The sequence below is a fragment of the Shewanella sp. NFH-SH190041 genome (genome assembly GCF_024363255.1).
Lineage (GTDB): Bacteria > Pseudomonadota > Gammaproteobacteria > Enterobacterales > Shewanellaceae > Shewanella.
In genome coordinates this window covers 2,236,967-2,251,302 of sequence record NZ_AP026070.1, presented here as the reverse complement: position 1 = coordinate 2,251,302, position 14,336 = coordinate 2,236,967, and the positions used below count along the sequence as shown (strand labels likewise).

Genomic DNA, 14,336 nt, shown 5'->3' with positions numbered 1-14,336 from the left:
TGCGTGCTTTACACACAAACTTAGTTTCGAGGGCATAAGTTAATCTAGTGTCATCAGAGTCACATTAGCTTAGTCGGGAATGTATTCCACTACATCGTCAATTTTGCAATCGAAGAACCGACAAAGTGCGTCTATTGTCGTCATGCTAGTGTTGTAACCCTTGTTGTTAGCGATTTTTGACATCGCCGAACTCTGCACTCCTACCTGTTCGGCAAGAAAGCTTAATGTCACTTTGCGCCCATTACGGATAGGCTGCGCTGCAATTAGCTCATGTATTTTATATCTAATCAATTTGTTATTACTAAATGTTATTAAATTCGTCTTGAGAAGACGGATTTTGACTTCTACATTTGTCTTATGAAGACGAAAAGGAGGTCTTATGGAACAGACGCTCTTAACAGCTAAAGAACTTGCATGTCGCATTAAATATAGCGCCAACTACATTAATTCGACGTTGCGAGACTCGGTATTTATCGAAGGAAAACACTATATCCGACCATTCAATGGTAGAAAAATTCTCTACGTATGGGAAGAGATTGAGTCTGATTTATATCAATCAGCGGCGAGAAACATTTATTACATCCCTTTAGCGGGGAGGAGGGTGTGCCGTGGCTAGTATTAACCAAAGAGGGGGGCATCTGTATATTGATTTTCGATATGAGGGGGTTCGCTGCCGAGAACAAACCACGCTGACGGATACTCAAGCTAATCGTCGTAAATTACAAAAAGTCATCAATCAAATGGATGCAGATGTCAGGCTAGGCTGTTTTGTCTACTCTGAATATTTTCCAGCGTCCCAGCGGTCGAAATTGTTCGTGCAAGCTGATGCGATTGCCAAAAGACAAAAAGCTGAGTTGCTGGGGGAATATACCGTGGGGGCAAATCAGCTACAGGGTATCTCGACAGTTCGATTCGATGAGTTTGTTGCGGAATGGTTTGAGGAGAATGAAGCTCGTTGGAAAGAGAGTTATAAAGACAGTATGCGCATCTATTTGGGTAGTTATCTTACTCCCCAGTTTGGTGATATGTATGTTGATAAAATTACTCGTCCTGACATTCTAAAGTACCGTGCGGCGCTGGTAAAAGCTCGTACAAATGGTAAAACTCTCTCTGCAGATTATATTAATCACATCATGACACCGCTGCGCATGATCTTGAACGAAGCAGCCGAACGTTACGCATTTAAAACACCTTTTGAAAATATCAAGCAGCTAAGGGTAGAGCGACGGGATGTGAATCCATTTAGTTTAGAACAAGTGTGGGCATTTCTTGGCACTGTTCGTCCAGAGTTCAAAAATTATTTTAAAACTCGCTTTTTCACAGGTATGAGAACGTCAGAAATTGATGGTCTGAAATGGAAGTATGTTGATTTTGAGCGTTGTACGATCTCTATACGCGAGACTTATGTACACGGCCGAATGGATACAACTAAAACGGCTGGTTCTCATCGTGAAATACAGATGTCAACCATTATTTATGAGGCATTGCTTTCTCAGCATGAGGTTTCTGGTCAACAAGAGTTTGTGTTTTGCAATGCAAAGGGTAAGCCGCTGGATAAAACCAATATTCGAGAGCGAATTTGGAAGCCAACTCTTAAGAAACTTGGCATGCAATATCGTCGCCCGTATGAAACCAGGCATACGGCCGCAACAATTTGGTTAGCTGCTGGGGAAGCGCCAGAGTGGATCGCCCGGCAAATGGGGCATACAACGACAAAAATGCTGTTTGAGACCTATAGTCGTTTTGTGCCGAATCTCACGCGCAAGGATGGCAGTGCATTTGAAAAATTGATTAGCCCAATGATGGAGGGAAGCAGGCATGAGCCTAAATAATGAGCCGCCAACCTGTGTGGTTGACCCTGCTACGTTACTGCATCGCAGTTCTTTATTGCCACCACAGACTGTTGGTTATTGTCGAGTATTGCAATGTCGCGAAGAGCTTGATTGCTGCGATCAGCCATTCAAACGACTACAGTTGAGTAACCACGCAGGTACTTGCTGGGCTTTCGATTTTAACTATTCGTTTTCCCATCATGACGTCTTCCCAGGTCAGTTAGCTTGGGTCAGTCTTGCGCGACAACGGGGCGACTGGACAATCTTGCTGCATGTGAGCGAACTGGTGGTGAGCAAACCTCCTGGCGAACAGACACTCGCGCAGGAATTGATGTTGCCCCAAGGGTTACAAACGCAACCACAGGTATTTAGGCGTTGTGTGGATATTTTCGAACGACTGTCAGTGCCGCTCCGAGTATTTCTTAATCTGGTGTTGATAGATGCTACAACCTGCACCAACTTTATGAATGTACCAGCTAGCGCCGCTCATCATCATGCCTACCGTGGCGGATTATTTGAGCATAGCGTGAATGTGGCGCAACGTATTCCTGCGTTACTTGGTGATGGCGATAGTATTCAATGTCAACTGGGGATGGTGCTCGGGTTGGTTCATGATATCGGCAAAGTGAGAACCTTAAGCCCACAATTGGAAGTCACCCAAATGGGCAAGCGTGTAGATCACGACAGTCTGACACTGGAGTTGTGCGCGAGGGCGTTTGAGTATCTTGATAACATTGAGCCGCAGTGGGCTTTGGAGCTTCGTCATTGCCTCACTTGCCAAAGTGCCAGCGCTAAATGGGGAAAAGCCCCACAAACCCCATTGGCACAAATGCTTAAGCTGGCAGACAACATTGATGCAAAAGCAGGTTTAAAGCAGTGATGCACGAAATACCCCTTTGCTGGTGTTATGCCCCATGTGCGTGGTGCTCCTTCAGAATACTCGTCTGCAGCCAGCCATAACGTCGCGACGGTATGTCGCGTTTAATAAGGCTGGCGGTTTCTTAACCCCAGTCGCTGGAGCCGGGGATTCCAGATACGCTTGGTCATATTGTTATGGTCAATGGGATGGCCATTGGCATCCGATGTTAAGCGGTCCAGCGGGTCATAATCGTAATAAGTGCTGCCATAGCGGCTGTCATCTGTCTGCGCCAGATTGCCGGTGGCATGGTAGTGATAGCGGCGCTCAACTCGAACGGAATGTTGCTGCTGCAGACGATGGGCCTGCAGGCGACCTTGGTCATCGTAATCAAACTGACTGCTTACCCCCCCCTGCTGGCGCTCACGCTCCAGCCCGTGCTGAAAATGGTGCCGGGTCAGTTGTTGGCCATTGAGGTGGATACGGTCCAGGCTGCCACCGGGGTGATAGTCATACTGCAGTTGGTTATGGTCGGGTAACTGCCAGTGCGTTAACTGCCCTTGGGCATCATAGCGATAATACTGGGAAGCCCAGCCTTGGTGCTCAGCCGTCAACCTGCCCAGCGGGTCATAATCCCAAGCCAGTGGCGTGACGCCATCTTCTACCGCGGTTAGCTGGCCGTACTGGTCATACTCGTACTGCACATCACTGCCGTCAGGCAGGGTTTTGCTCAGTAGCCGCCCCATGGCATCACGGCTCTAGGCGGTAGTCAGCTCAGTGCCTTTCAGGCCGATTTCGGTTTTGGCAGTCAGGTTGCCATTGAGGTCATATTCATAGCGTAGGCGGCGACCATCAAAGGTGGTCTCCTGTTTGACCAGACCGTTATTGTGATAATCAATCAGGTACTGCTCACCACGCTCATTGGTGATGCAACTGACAAAGCGGCGGATATTGTCGTAACGGTAGGCCAGACTGGTGCCATCTGGGTTGATAACCTGGCTGACCAGATGGCTGTTTGGCTCATACAGGTAACGGGTCTTGTCACCATTTTCGTCAATGATTTCCGTTACTTTGCCGTAAGCATTGTAACTGAAGGATTGGCGCTGGCCGGTAGGTTGACTGGATGAAGCCTACTGCGAAGAGGTGTGAATCAGGGGATATTGTGTGATTCCCCCTGGCAGGGCGAAATCGGTCAAGCGGTATTTATGTCATGTGTTGGGATTTTTGGGGAAAGGAAATAAAAGAGGTATTAATGGTTGATGACGATGAAAGCTAAGGCTTGCAAAAACCGCCAGCTGACAGCCGTAGTACTGTCAGAGGCGGTATTTATCTGTAAATTGTGGCTGAAGACGCGCTATCGCCTACTTAATATTCACTCTTCGAGGTGAATGAATTGGCAAGAAAAAAATTTTGGCTGCCCGAACTAACCGTATTCTCCTTCTTTCTGGTAAACCTACCTTTCATTTTGTTGATACATCAATTAACAAGGTGTCTCGTATAAGATCTTTCTATTGGTAACATTGTATATTAAAACATTATCAAGTTTAGTTAAAAAGTCGTAAATCATCACAGCAATGTGATCGAAGTTATTATCTGGATCAGTTCCAAACAATATTCTAATTCTTGATTTAGCTTTTTTTTCCTTTTTAATTTCCTTAAAATCTTCAAGAACATGGTTACTTTTTTCAAATAAAAAAGTAATTGTATAAAAATTATCAACTGTTAATCTTAAAATATTCTGCTTAGTGAATGGATTTCTATCTTCACTAAACACTGCATCTTTAGAGTTAGCAAATAAACCCTTGATACTGTCAAAGACTAAGCCTTCATTTTGCTCATTATCTGTCAAAAAAAAAGCGTGTAACGTATAGCTCATAATTACCTCTTCCATAACCCATCACTTCCTATATCAATAGGCGTTAAGGTTTTTGTATCTTGATTATATTCATACAACTTGCCATTTGTATTTCTAATTTGATCCAAAAGTGGACCTGAAACATATTTTGTTCTCGGTGATATTATAATGCTGAACTCCATTTTGTTAGATACGGCATGCTTATAAAAAGCTCTAAGCTGATCAGAGTTTGCTAGGTGTTGAACATTTTTAATATCTGTAACGCCATATTCGCTATTTACTGGAAGATCAGGAATGAATCCATCAATTGAAATTTTGCCGTAAGCGTTATAACTGAAGGATTGGTGCTGGCCGCTGGGCTGAGTAATCTGCACCAAGCGGTCGGTATCGTCCCAGAGATACCGGGTGGTTCCCCCAGACTGGGAGAAATCGGTCAAGCGGTATTTATGTCATGTGTTGGGATTTTTGGGGGAAGAAAATAAAAGCGGTATCAGTGGTTGATGGCGCTGAGCACTAAGACTAACAAAACCACCTGTTGACAGCTTTAGTTGCTGTCAGAGGCAGGTATTTACCTGCAAATTTTGACTGAAAATAGCGTTATCAGCGACAGGACATTCACTCTACGGGGAGGGTGAATTAGCCAGATAAAAGTGTTGGTGGTCCTATTTAACTCCTACTAAAATACCGATATATTCAGCTAGTAGAGGTTTGTCTAATCCGATATCGTTATGGGTGACTATGTTATTGACACACCTTGAACATTTTCTCGGTACTCATTTACTGGAATAAATTTCATCCCTTTAAGATTCGCTTTTTCGACATCTCTGACAAATTCATCGCTAACAATAAAAATAGACGTGTAAGTGTTTTTTAACATGAAAACTTTGGAATTGTTAATTTTATCTTCTTTTAAAACTAAACTAGTTATGCCAGCTATTCTTTTAAACTTTACCTCTGCAAATATTGATTTTTCAATATCTAGAGCATCTAAATGATTTAGCATATGCATTGCATAAAAATTAAATTCATATTCTCCACACCAAATTGATGCAGGCACAAATTCAATTTGTGATGAATGTTTTTTGAGCACATTTTTAAAATCTTGGGAAATTAAAGTTAGTATACTACAGAAAAAACAGTCAGATAATTTTTTTTCTTGATATTCTTGCAAAGATAGTATGAGTTTGAAGTTTTTATTTTTAAGCCAAGGCTCAGATTGCTTTGGAGAAAAATCACACTCCCCTATATTCAACCAATCTAAATATTTTACTAATGAAAAATCAGGGTCACATTTAAGAACATAATACATAATTAATAACCTTTAATATGCAATCTTATTTTTGAATTTAATAAATCTGATCTAATTCCATCTTCAATCAAACTAACTTGTTCCAATAATTCAGAATTAGTAAGTTCGTTTTGGATGCTATCAAGTTCAGCTAGCCGAGTTGCTACATTATCATAATAGCTCGCTAAGTGACCGTCATGGTGCACAGGTATTTGTAATCTTAAGGACTCATCTACATCTGTAGGTAGGGATATCCCATTGCTAGCTCTATTTATATTATACATATCTGATTCTGCTAGTCGTTTCAGAGAACTTGAATTTTCACCTACACTAACGGGTATTAGATGATGTTTCGCTCAACCTTCAGGTGCATTAATCTTTAAAGAGCCTCGTTGCAAGTTTGGATGAGCCTCTTTACCAGAGGTACCTTTTAGTAACCAGCGCCGTCCGTTTTTACTTGGGCCTTCTAGGAGTGCATAAACTTTACCATTTTCAAATTTAATAGGAGTAAATTTAGTCGCATCATTACATCCATTTCCTAGCTCTGTCGCTAACCCCAGCGGATCAATCCAGTTCACCGGATTGGGCGCGTAGCGGTAGCTGTTCAGTCCCCCGGCTAAGCCGATGGGGTCGGCTGTAATAAAGCGGCCGGTATCTGGGCTGTAGTAACGGTGGCGGTTGTAATGCAGCCCGGTTTCACTGTCAAAATACTGCCCCTGAAACCGCAGCGGGTTAGGGATGTCCTCAACATGCTGCCGGGCGATATTGCCATAACTGCGGTCGAAAAGTTAGGACACCCAAATCTTTTTTGAAGCTCCAAAGCCTCTTGACTAAGCTTTGAAGTACCTACTTAATTCGCCCATTGAGGTCTGTTATGACCACTGCCCGCCGTCAGTTAATTGATGCTGAGGCCACGCCTTATTACCATGTGATTAACCGCTGTGTCCGACGGGCATTTTTGTGTGGCGAGGATAAGGTTTCCGGATGCAGTTACGAACACAGACGGGGCTGGATAGTGGATAAAATTAGGCTGTTGTCATCGGTGTTCTGCATTGATGTTTGTGCCTATGCCGTGATGTCCAATCACTATCATCTGGTGCTGAACATCGACCTTGAAACGCAAAAACACTTGTCCCCCTTTGAGGTGATTGAGCGCTGGACTCAGCTTTTCAGTGGTCATGCTGTTGCCGCCAAGTTTTTAACCGGTGAGACGCTGTGTGACGGCGAGCGCATGTTACTGGATAGTTTGATAGCCAAGTGGCAAGAGCGTCTTGGCAGTATCAGCTGGTTTATGCGCTGCCTGAATGAAGAAATTGCCCGCAAAGCCAACCGGGAAGATGGCTGTAAAGGCGTGTTTTGGGAAGGGCGTTTTAAATCTCAGGCTCTGCTGGATGAACAGGCAGTGTTGGCCTGCATGATGTATGTGGACTTAAACCCCATACGGGCAGGGATAGCCGACTCGCTGCAAACTTCAGACTACACCTCGATTCAGGAGCGGCTTCAGGGGCAAATTCAGATGAAAGGACTCCCCACAGAAGATAAACCTTCTCCAACGCCCAGTCCCCTTTCAATCAAGCCGTTACTGCCTTTTGATGGCGCGGCAACAGCAGCCAGACAAAGCGGTATTCCGTTTCATTTTGCCGATTATCTGGAACTGATTGACTGGACCGGCAGGGCGGTGCGGGAAGACAAAAAAGGTTTTATTAACTCAAGCAGACCCAAACTGCTAACTGAACTAGGTATCCGGGACGATGCCTGGTTGACCTCAGCCAAGGAGTTTCGTCGCCAGTATAGTGGTATCAGTGGTCAATGGGATGCCATGTGCGCCATGAAAGCTAAAGTTGGCGGCAAGTGGTGCCGGGGAAAACAGTCCAGTATGGCGCTGCATCCCGATTAAATAATATCCGCACATAGTACGCTTCACATTGTCGAGACCATTTCAGACTCAACTCATCTGGGGCTTGCCGTGCCCGACTTGCAACAAACCGCCTGTTGACAGCCTTAGTTACTGTCAGAGGCGGTATTTACCTGCAAAATTTAATTGAAAATTGCGTTATCACCGATAGGGCATTCACTCTCCGGGGAGAGTGAATTAGCAAGAAAAGAGTTATGGATGTCCTATGGTCACGACATGAACCATGTCTCCAATACCAAGCGGCCTCAGACAGTACTAGTAGTAATTTAGGGAAATGTTATTTATATATTAAATTTTAAACTCACTCTCCGAAGAGAGTGAGCTATAAAAAGTTAAAATTATACTTTTTGATAACGCTAAATTTGGATTAGTTAATTCAAATGGAGTAGTCTAAATTAGATTTTTCTTCAAATCTATTAGGTCTTGTGGGAATTGAAGTTGTTCTTTTATCACACATATCTAAAAATACTACTTTTCTCTTCAAATAATTATTTGATATTTTTATCACACTAAGACTGCTAATTAATCCAATATTAGAAAAAGAATACTGATAGTTACCTGAATTAAAGATTAAAACATCAGAGGTAGTCACAGACCCCATAGAAGCATCAACATAAAAAATATGATTTTTAGGTGGGATTAATTTTTTTGGATAAAACATTTCAATTTTTTTTGTAGTTCCATATCGATATTGAGCATAACCAGAGTCTGGAGAAGCGTGTATTGATTTATCACCACAAAATGAGACTATTTTTTTATTTGTCAAAACGCATGATGCATACACTTTTTCTTCAGGGTGGCATAAAGTATCCTTTTGGTAAGATTGTGAGATATTTTTACCATAGCTTATGGTTGGTATAAATAATAAACAATATAAAAAAATTTTTTTCAAAATAAAACCTTACTATTCCATAAATGCCAAAAATTATTGATACGTGCTTGCCGGCTGTTAGTTTGGTAATTGACAATATTTGTAATTCTCTCAACAGCTATATCACTTGCTTCATTTGCATAATCATAGCAATGAGCATTTGAGTCAGGATTACTTTCACTGCTAGCATTAAGCCAAAAATAGGCTGCTGACCGAGTAGCATACTTCAAATTTAATATAATATCAGGGGTATTAACAGCGTCAATAATATCATTTGGCCATTGTAATTGATTTGTTGCATGCCAATTATTGAAATTTATGTAATTAAACCTTCCTGTGAGTTGTTTCAATCCTCTTCCTCGATAATCCCAACCATCATTAGTATTCCAACCTCTATTTCCTAGATCATGTCTATTTCCATACATTGTATTTAATATAATGATTTTATCATTATGATTTAAAGGATTACCATCACTTTTATAGGGAGTCTTTCCTATTTTATAAGAGTATGCATGCACATCGACATACAGTCTTCCATCAGGCTCTGGGTATCTTCTTTGCCTTGCACCCGAACTAATACTTTTTAAATACGCTGCACGATAAATTGCACTTTCCTCAATACTTATATTATGACCTACTTCTTGCAAAACTTGGGCAAAAAAATGGGTTCTCTTTAATGCAGTATCTAATTGATAAAATTCAAGGTGTCGATTGAGCTCATCAGCAATACCCTGTAGCTTAGTATTGTGTTTGTTATTTTTTAATGAAATGGTAAAAACATTTTTCAGTATTTGTAGTGTGAACTTAAATGGTGTCTTTGATATGACGTTTAAACACTGAACAGGGTGCATATGCCAAAGATGCTGACTTAGGCCATTATTAATTATTTCAGGGGTTATCCATGCCATGGCTCGGAAAAATTGTTGGCAGAATTGTAATAAATTTGGCTTATTTTGTAATTTACTCTCTAATGCACTCCAAGTATCTCTAGACCATTCTGATTGATATTTAATTATTAAGTTATGAATTTTGGTCGCAATATTATCATCTCTTATCTTTCCAGGTATAAGTTCATCATTATGATTAACAATCAGGTTATAAATGGTTTGAAAGTTTTCTGTTCCCTCACTTGTAATACTGGTTAAATCTCCTCGTTCTAGAAAACCGTTTCTATCGCTACTTGCATCTACAGTAGTGATCCCCAATTTCCCCCAATCGTGTTGACTGAAGAGTGTCACATGCGGGTCGCTTTCCATGACATACGCATTATCAGCAACTTTGATATATTTAAGGGCTGTATGTTCAACAATATCGTTAGGTGAGATAAATTTGGGGGAGGTGAACGCGGCCTGAGTCGCACCGGTTGAAATAAAAGCGGCATCAGATGCAGATTGATTATACGTTGCAACCGGATGGTGAATCATCAGATATTGCAGACCTTTGGTTAATCCACCTTGGTTTTTGATACAGTTTTTCATTGCCGTTTCATCTTCATCGGCAGCGGCGATAAACGTTTCTATGTGAACCCCTAATGTATCGCGATCATGCATATCATCCATTGTTGCCGATTCATTTTCGCCCCAGAATCCCAGCAAGCTACCGGCTTTTATCGGTTTAGGTGGATCGCACACCACTATCTGATCTATCGTTGCCGTGAATTGTTCTGTTGGGGGCATCAAAAGACTTGTCGCAATCCAATGGACTTCACCGACGATCGCTCTATTCAGGGGGGACCCGTTATGATACATGTTGTAAGGTTGGTTATTCGCGTCCACCTCTTTAGAGGTTAGTACCCGCACTTTGATATAATGAATTGTTCCACGATTGAACACTTTACCTGGCGTAACACATAATACTTCGCTACCTTTTAATATTCCGGCTACGGGGTCACCAATTTCCGACGAACCGTCGGTAGCCGAGACCTCGTTGTCACGCAGGTTTGCGTTGCTTTTTACCGTACATTTAGGCTGAGTCATCCATTTAGGTCTTGTTGGTGCTTTTTCTTCAACAAATTGTGAAGCGATGTAAAATTGATCTGGCTCTCCAGTTTGCTTGGATACGTAACTGACCAGCCTAAATGTATTATTTCCATTATAAATGAGTGGCGGTGTTATTGTTACAGGCGTTTGGGCAGGTCCGGTTATGGGGACGAGAGGCTCGGGAATATTATATATCTGTACTTCAGCGCCTTGGCGAGCTAAATGATTTAATCGTCTTAACCGTTGGTCATCACCGACTGTAGAATTATAAGTATGAATACCATCGCTTTTTATACGATATGTCGATGTATAACGATTTTCTCCCGCAAGGTGCATATAAAGACTATAAAAGGTCATCTCATTTTTTAGTTCACCTTCCTTAGCTTCATATTTATGCTTCACCAAACAAAAGCCAGGGGCGGTATTTAAGTCCATTTGGACTGGCGCTGTTGAAGATGTATGTGCATTGTTTGCATTGTTTGCATTGTTTGCATTGTTTGCATTGTTTGCATTATCGGTAGCTGCAGTGTCATGATCAGGCTCTAATGTATGGTTAAATGGCGTGCTTGCATGACGGTAGGCGACCAGTTCACCGTCAGCGATAGCTCTCACGGCCCCCGTGGGATCCCAGATATTGTTCTCGTTGGTTAGGTGGATCCCACCATGCCAGACATTGTTACTGCCCATAAGGAAGGTGCCCGCACTTTCTCTTTTGAGTTTGTCCCAAAACCGTTCAACACTTGTGATTTCGCTGCCATCGTGGAGCTTCATCGGAAATACGATTTTCATAGTATGGTTACAGCCTTAATGTGTGATTGATGGATATTTATCGTGACGGCATAAATCGCAGCATTGACAAAGATGGTTGTACTCTTTTGCTGTTTTTTTGTTTTGATGTCGTTTGGCTTTGTTGTTGATGGGCCTGAAAAATGTCCCCATCTGAACTCTCAGCTGTTTTAATTTGTGGTGAGTCGCTTGTGAGGTAAGACTCTTCTTCCACTTCTATCTCTTCAGGTTGTGCAGCGGGTCCCTGTTTAGTGACTTTTTCTGGCAATTTAGGCGGTTTACCTTGGTAACCGGCACCGGATGTGGCACTACCACCGGAGTTGAGGTTAATGGCTGGCCCCACCAGTGACACCCCACTGGCATCGATTTTGATAAAGCTACCACCCACTTTCAGGGTCAATCCGGCTCCGGCCTCCAGTACCAACTGGGTCCCCGCCTTGAGGTGTATGGCTTGACCGGCCTCGGCGGCGAAATTTTGCCGCTGTTTCATATTCAGGGAGGCCTGGGTGGCCAGAGTGTGATCCCCCTTACTCAATAGTCGGGTTTCACCCTCAACTGTGCAGTGATCAGGGCCCTTGATATGGGTTAAACGCTGCTTGCCTACCGACAGATGCAAGTTATGTGTCACGGTATTGCGCAGATCATGTTCAACTAAGTTGTTCATATCGCGTTGCGCATGGACGTAAATTTCCTCTTGTCCCGCTTGGTCTTCAAACCGCAACTCGTTATAGCCATCGCCCTGGTGGGTTTCGGTGCGCATCACTGTACGGGTTTTATGCTCCGGCAGCGGGTAAGGCAATGGATTAACGGCGTTGAAGGTGCGTCCGGTGATAATCGGCTGATCGGGATCACCGTTAAGAAAGGACACAATGACTTCATGACCGACCCGGGGCAATGCCACCATGCCGTATTGTGCGCCGGCCCAGCCCTGAGAGACCCGCACCCAACAGGAGCTATTGTCATCCCCGACGCTATAGCGATCCCAAGGAAACTTCACCTTGACCCGGCCAAATTCATCACAAAAAATCTCTTCGCCTTTGGGGCCTGTCACCGTGGCAATCATCGGGCCGTCAACCAAGGGTTTTGTCATAACAGTAGGGCGCCACTGTCGGTCGGCCGGAATAACTTGAAAGTGGTTATTGTAGGTGGTGATGCCATCAGCTGCGGTTTCTTCCCGAGCTTGGGGTTGAGTACCGATGTGCCGGACGTGTATGGGTAACCAATGACGGCTGATACCGTCATCCGGATGATCAAGTAAAGTAAAACGGTGCCCTGGAACCAGCTCGGCGATATTGCTATCTCCAGTGGCTTCAATCGCATCTGCTCGTAATTGTTCTAAGCGATAACGGGTAAAGGCTTTGCCGGTAACATCATTTTTGTAACGGCCGGGATAGTCAAAATACTCATAATTAGCTTGCTGGGCATGATTTTCTCCAGCGTAGGCCGTATTAAGAAAACTGTAGGCGGGCTTTTTAAAGCTGTAATCCTTTAATTGCACTGCTGAGTGTTTACTCCGAGAGGTCAGTGCAAAGCTACGGATATATGATTCAGGTGCCCTTTGCCCGACCAATGCGTTATAAGGCAGTCCCCGCGGCAGGGTTGGCGTCAGTTGGCTTTCATCAAAAAACAGCACAGTATGTTTATCTGCATCATGGCAAAAGGTGTAACTGATCCCTTCTTCAGCGGCGATGCGAGATAGAAATGCTAAGTCGGTTTCGCGGTATTGTACACAGAACTCACGTTTTGCCGGTTGGTGAGCGAGCGAAAAAGCATAATTATCGATCCCCATTTCCTGTAACAGGACCGTCATGATCTCGGGGACGGACAAGGCTTGAAAAATCCGGCTGTTGTGACGTAATGACAATCTGGCCAGTGCAGGTACAAGGGTCATCCGATATTGTGCCAGATGAAAACCACAGTCCCCTTGAGTAAACGCATTGATAATGCCATTGATGTGGCGAACCGCTTCACCAGCTTGCCAGAGGGTTAATGTAGCTTGTTGGTCGATAATATTATCGGGTTTAAGTTGTTCATGGCGGCTGACAAGGGTGAGGTCACAGGCAAAAGGAGCGGAAAGGGACTCGGTATGCTCAAATGCCGTCACACCGAACGTATTGTCAGCGAGACCGCTGACACTTAAGGTAAATTGCAACCGGTTGGCCACGCTGATAAGTCCTTACACTGTCCGGGTTGGGAAGAAACGCAGGTGAAAACAGCGGGCGTTGACACGCCCCGCTGTGTCAGTGCAAGGGGGTATTAAGCAACAACAGGCGTACGCCAGTCATCAGCACCTGATGTGCCTGCAACAGTGTGTTCCCATTCGATTTTACGGTATGACATAGCCACTTTAATCAGCTGAGTAAATTCCTTTTTATCACTGTCTTGGCAATGAGGCATGGTGCAGTCAATGTCTACAATGGTGGCATCGGTTAGCACGGTAGAGAAGAAGTGTTCCTGCTTGCCTTCCTGTGAAGTGCGGTACCATTTCAGCGTCACATTTGGTAGCACTTCGCCGGCAGCCAACGCGTTATACATCAGTGGTACAGCTTTATTCAACGCTACGGTAAAGGTAAAAGGCTTGTGCATGCGTTGACCAGAAGGCTGCCCACTTTGAGGATCAGTTGGCACAGTCACAACATGTCCAAATTCCTGTACCAGCATTTCATCTTCGTGGCCTTCCACAAAAATATTACCGACAGAGTCACCTGTAAAAGCGCCCGCAGTGATGTTTCCCTGAGTTTTGCCTTCGATAGAGATATAACAAGGAGTTGGCATAAAAAACCTTAATGTAAGTGGTGATAATACAAACTAAAAAATGATACCGGTTAAGAGATATACCCATCTTTTAGGCGTAATAGCTAAATTGAGATGGCAGGTTAATCTCTGTTTTAAGGGACCAACCTGGCTAGATTCAATTTATCTGACAAGAGGTAGGCGACACAGAAAATCAATGA

At 43.6% G+C, this 14,336-nt stretch carries 16 protein-coding genes and 1 pseudogene; 5 read left to right on the top strand and 12 right to left on the bottom strand.

All coding sequences use genetic code 11. From position 1 onward, the window contains the following. Positions 1-69: 69 nt before the first annotated feature. Complete coding sequence (locus tag NFHSH190041_RS09905) at positions 70-423, bottom strand: helix-turn-helix domain-containing protein (RefSeq protein WP_261921713.1); 354 nt, start codon at positions 421-423, stop codon at positions 70-72. Between NFHSH190041_RS09905 and NFHSH190041_RS09900 the strand changes: the two genes are divergently transcribed. From NFHSH190041_RS09900 to NFHSH190041_RS09890, 3 genes are read left to right on the top strand one after another with little or no spacing between them, the layout of a single operon-like run. Then, complete coding sequence (locus NFHSH190041_RS09900; RefSeq protein ID WP_261921712.1) at positions 380-616, top strand: hypothetical protein; 237 nt, start codon at positions 380-382, stop codon at positions 614-616. The genes NFHSH190041_RS09905 and NFHSH190041_RS09900 overlap by 44 nt on opposite strands. Further along, positions 609-1,832, top strand: coding sequence for a site-specific integrase (locus tag NFHSH190041_RS09895; protein WP_261921711.1), 1,224 nt, complete (start codon positions 609-611; stop codon positions 1,830-1,832). Before NFHSH190041_RS09900 ends, NFHSH190041_RS09895 begins: the two co-directional genes overlap by 8 nt. After that, positions 1,819-2,712, top strand: a complete 894-nt coding sequence (locus tag NFHSH190041_RS09890; protein ID WP_261921710.1) for an HD domain-containing protein — start codon at positions 1,819-1,821, stop codon at positions 2,710-2,712. The genes NFHSH190041_RS09895 and NFHSH190041_RS09890 overlap by 14 nt, the downstream gene beginning before the upstream one ends. A 101-nt stretch (positions 2,713-2,813) precedes the next feature. Here NFHSH190041_RS09890 and NFHSH190041_RS09885 read toward each other — a convergent pair whose 3' ends face one another. Then, a complete protein-coding gene (locus NFHSH190041_RS09885; protein WP_261921709.1) occupies positions 2,814-3,434 on the bottom strand; it encodes a hypothetical protein in 621 nt (206 codons plus the stop codon). A 141-nt stretch (positions 3,435-3,575) separates the two neighbouring features. Here NFHSH190041_RS09885 and NFHSH190041_RS09880 point away from each other — a divergent pair, with 141 nt between their 5' ends. After that, positions 3,576-3,815 (top strand): hypothetical protein, encoded by a 240-nt coding sequence (locus tag NFHSH190041_RS09880; RefSeq protein WP_261921708.1) that lies wholly within the window; start codon positions 3,576-3,578, stop codon positions 3,813-3,815. A gap of 353 nt (positions 3,816-4,168) precedes the next feature. Here the strand turns inward: NFHSH190041_RS09880 and NFHSH190041_RS09875 are convergent, their stop codons facing one another. From NFHSH190041_RS09875 to NFHSH190041_RS19740, 6 genes and pseudogenes are all read right to left on the bottom strand, one after another. Next, positions 4,169-4,579, bottom strand: coding sequence for a hypothetical protein (locus tag NFHSH190041_RS09875; protein WP_261921707.1), 411 nt, complete (start codon positions 4,577-4,579; stop codon positions 4,169-4,171). Further along, the gene (locus tag NFHSH190041_RS09870) at positions 4,567-4,917 is read right to left on the bottom strand and encodes a putative toxin (RefSeq protein WP_410010873.1); all 351 of its coding nucleotides are present in this window, start codon (positions 4,915-4,917) and stop codon (positions 4,567-4,569) included. Before NFHSH190041_RS09870 ends, NFHSH190041_RS09875 begins: the two co-directional genes overlap by 13 nt. 362 nt (positions 4,918-5,279) lie before the next feature. Next, complete coding sequence (locus NFHSH190041_RS09865) at positions 5,280-5,852, bottom strand: imm11 family protein (protein ID WP_261921705.1); 573 nt, start codon at positions 5,850-5,852, stop codon at positions 5,280-5,282. Positions 5,853-5,854: 2 nt separating this feature from the next. Then, positions 5,855-6,172, bottom strand: a complete 318-nt coding sequence (locus NFHSH190041_RS09860) for an AHH domain-containing protein (protein WP_261925085.1) — start codon at positions 6,170-6,172, stop codon at positions 5,855-5,857. 15 nt (positions 6,173-6,187) lie between these two features. Continuing rightward, complete coding sequence (locus NFHSH190041_RS19745; protein WP_410010823.1) at positions 6,188-6,409, bottom strand: hypothetical protein; 222 nt, start codon at positions 6,407-6,409, stop codon at positions 6,188-6,190. 33 nt (positions 6,410-6,442) lie between these two features. Next, a pseudogene (locus tag NFHSH190041_RS19740) lies at positions 6,443-6,559 on the bottom strand (RHS repeat-associated core domain-containing protein); the annotation flags it as partial. A 146-nt stretch (positions 6,560-6,705) separates the two neighbouring features. Here NFHSH190041_RS19740 and NFHSH190041_RS09850 point away from each other — a divergent pair. After that, positions 6,706-7,728, top strand: coding sequence for a transposase (locus tag NFHSH190041_RS09850; RefSeq protein ID WP_261921704.1), 1,023 nt, complete (start codon positions 6,706-6,708; stop codon positions 7,726-7,728). A 394-nt stretch (positions 7,729-8,122) separates the two neighbouring features. On the opposite strand, the gene NFHSH190041_RS09845 is transcribed toward NFHSH190041_RS09850, so the two are convergent. The 4 genes from NFHSH190041_RS09845 to NFHSH190041_RS09830 all read right to left on the bottom strand — a co-directional run bounded on the left by NFHSH190041_RS09845 (position 8,123) and on the right by NFHSH190041_RS09830 (position 14,157). Then, the gene (locus NFHSH190041_RS09845; RefSeq protein ID WP_261921703.1) at positions 8,123-8,638 is read right to left on the bottom strand and encodes a hypothetical protein; all 516 of its coding nucleotides are present in this window, start codon (positions 8,636-8,638) and stop codon (positions 8,123-8,125) included. Continuing rightward, entirely contained in the window at positions 8,635-11,385 is a 2,751-nt protein-coding gene (locus NFHSH190041_RS09840) for a glycoside hydrolase family 19 protein (protein ID WP_261921702.1), read from the bottom strand. Before NFHSH190041_RS09840 ends, NFHSH190041_RS09845 begins: the two co-directional genes overlap by 4 nt. Before the next feature lie 37 nt (positions 11,386-11,422). Then, the gene (locus NFHSH190041_RS09835; RefSeq protein WP_261921701.1) at positions 11,423-13,546 is read right to left on the bottom strand and encodes a type VI secretion system Vgr family protein; all 2,124 of its coding nucleotides are present in this window, start codon (positions 13,544-13,546) and stop codon (positions 11,423-11,425) included. A gap of 92 nt (positions 13,547-13,638) precedes the next feature. After that, on the bottom strand, positions 13,639-14,157 hold the full coding sequence (locus tag NFHSH190041_RS09830; protein WP_261921700.1) for an Hcp family type VI secretion system effector: 519 nt from the start codon (positions 14,155-14,157) through the stop codon (positions 13,639-13,641). Between the last annotated feature and the right edge of the window lie 179 nt (positions 14,158-14,336).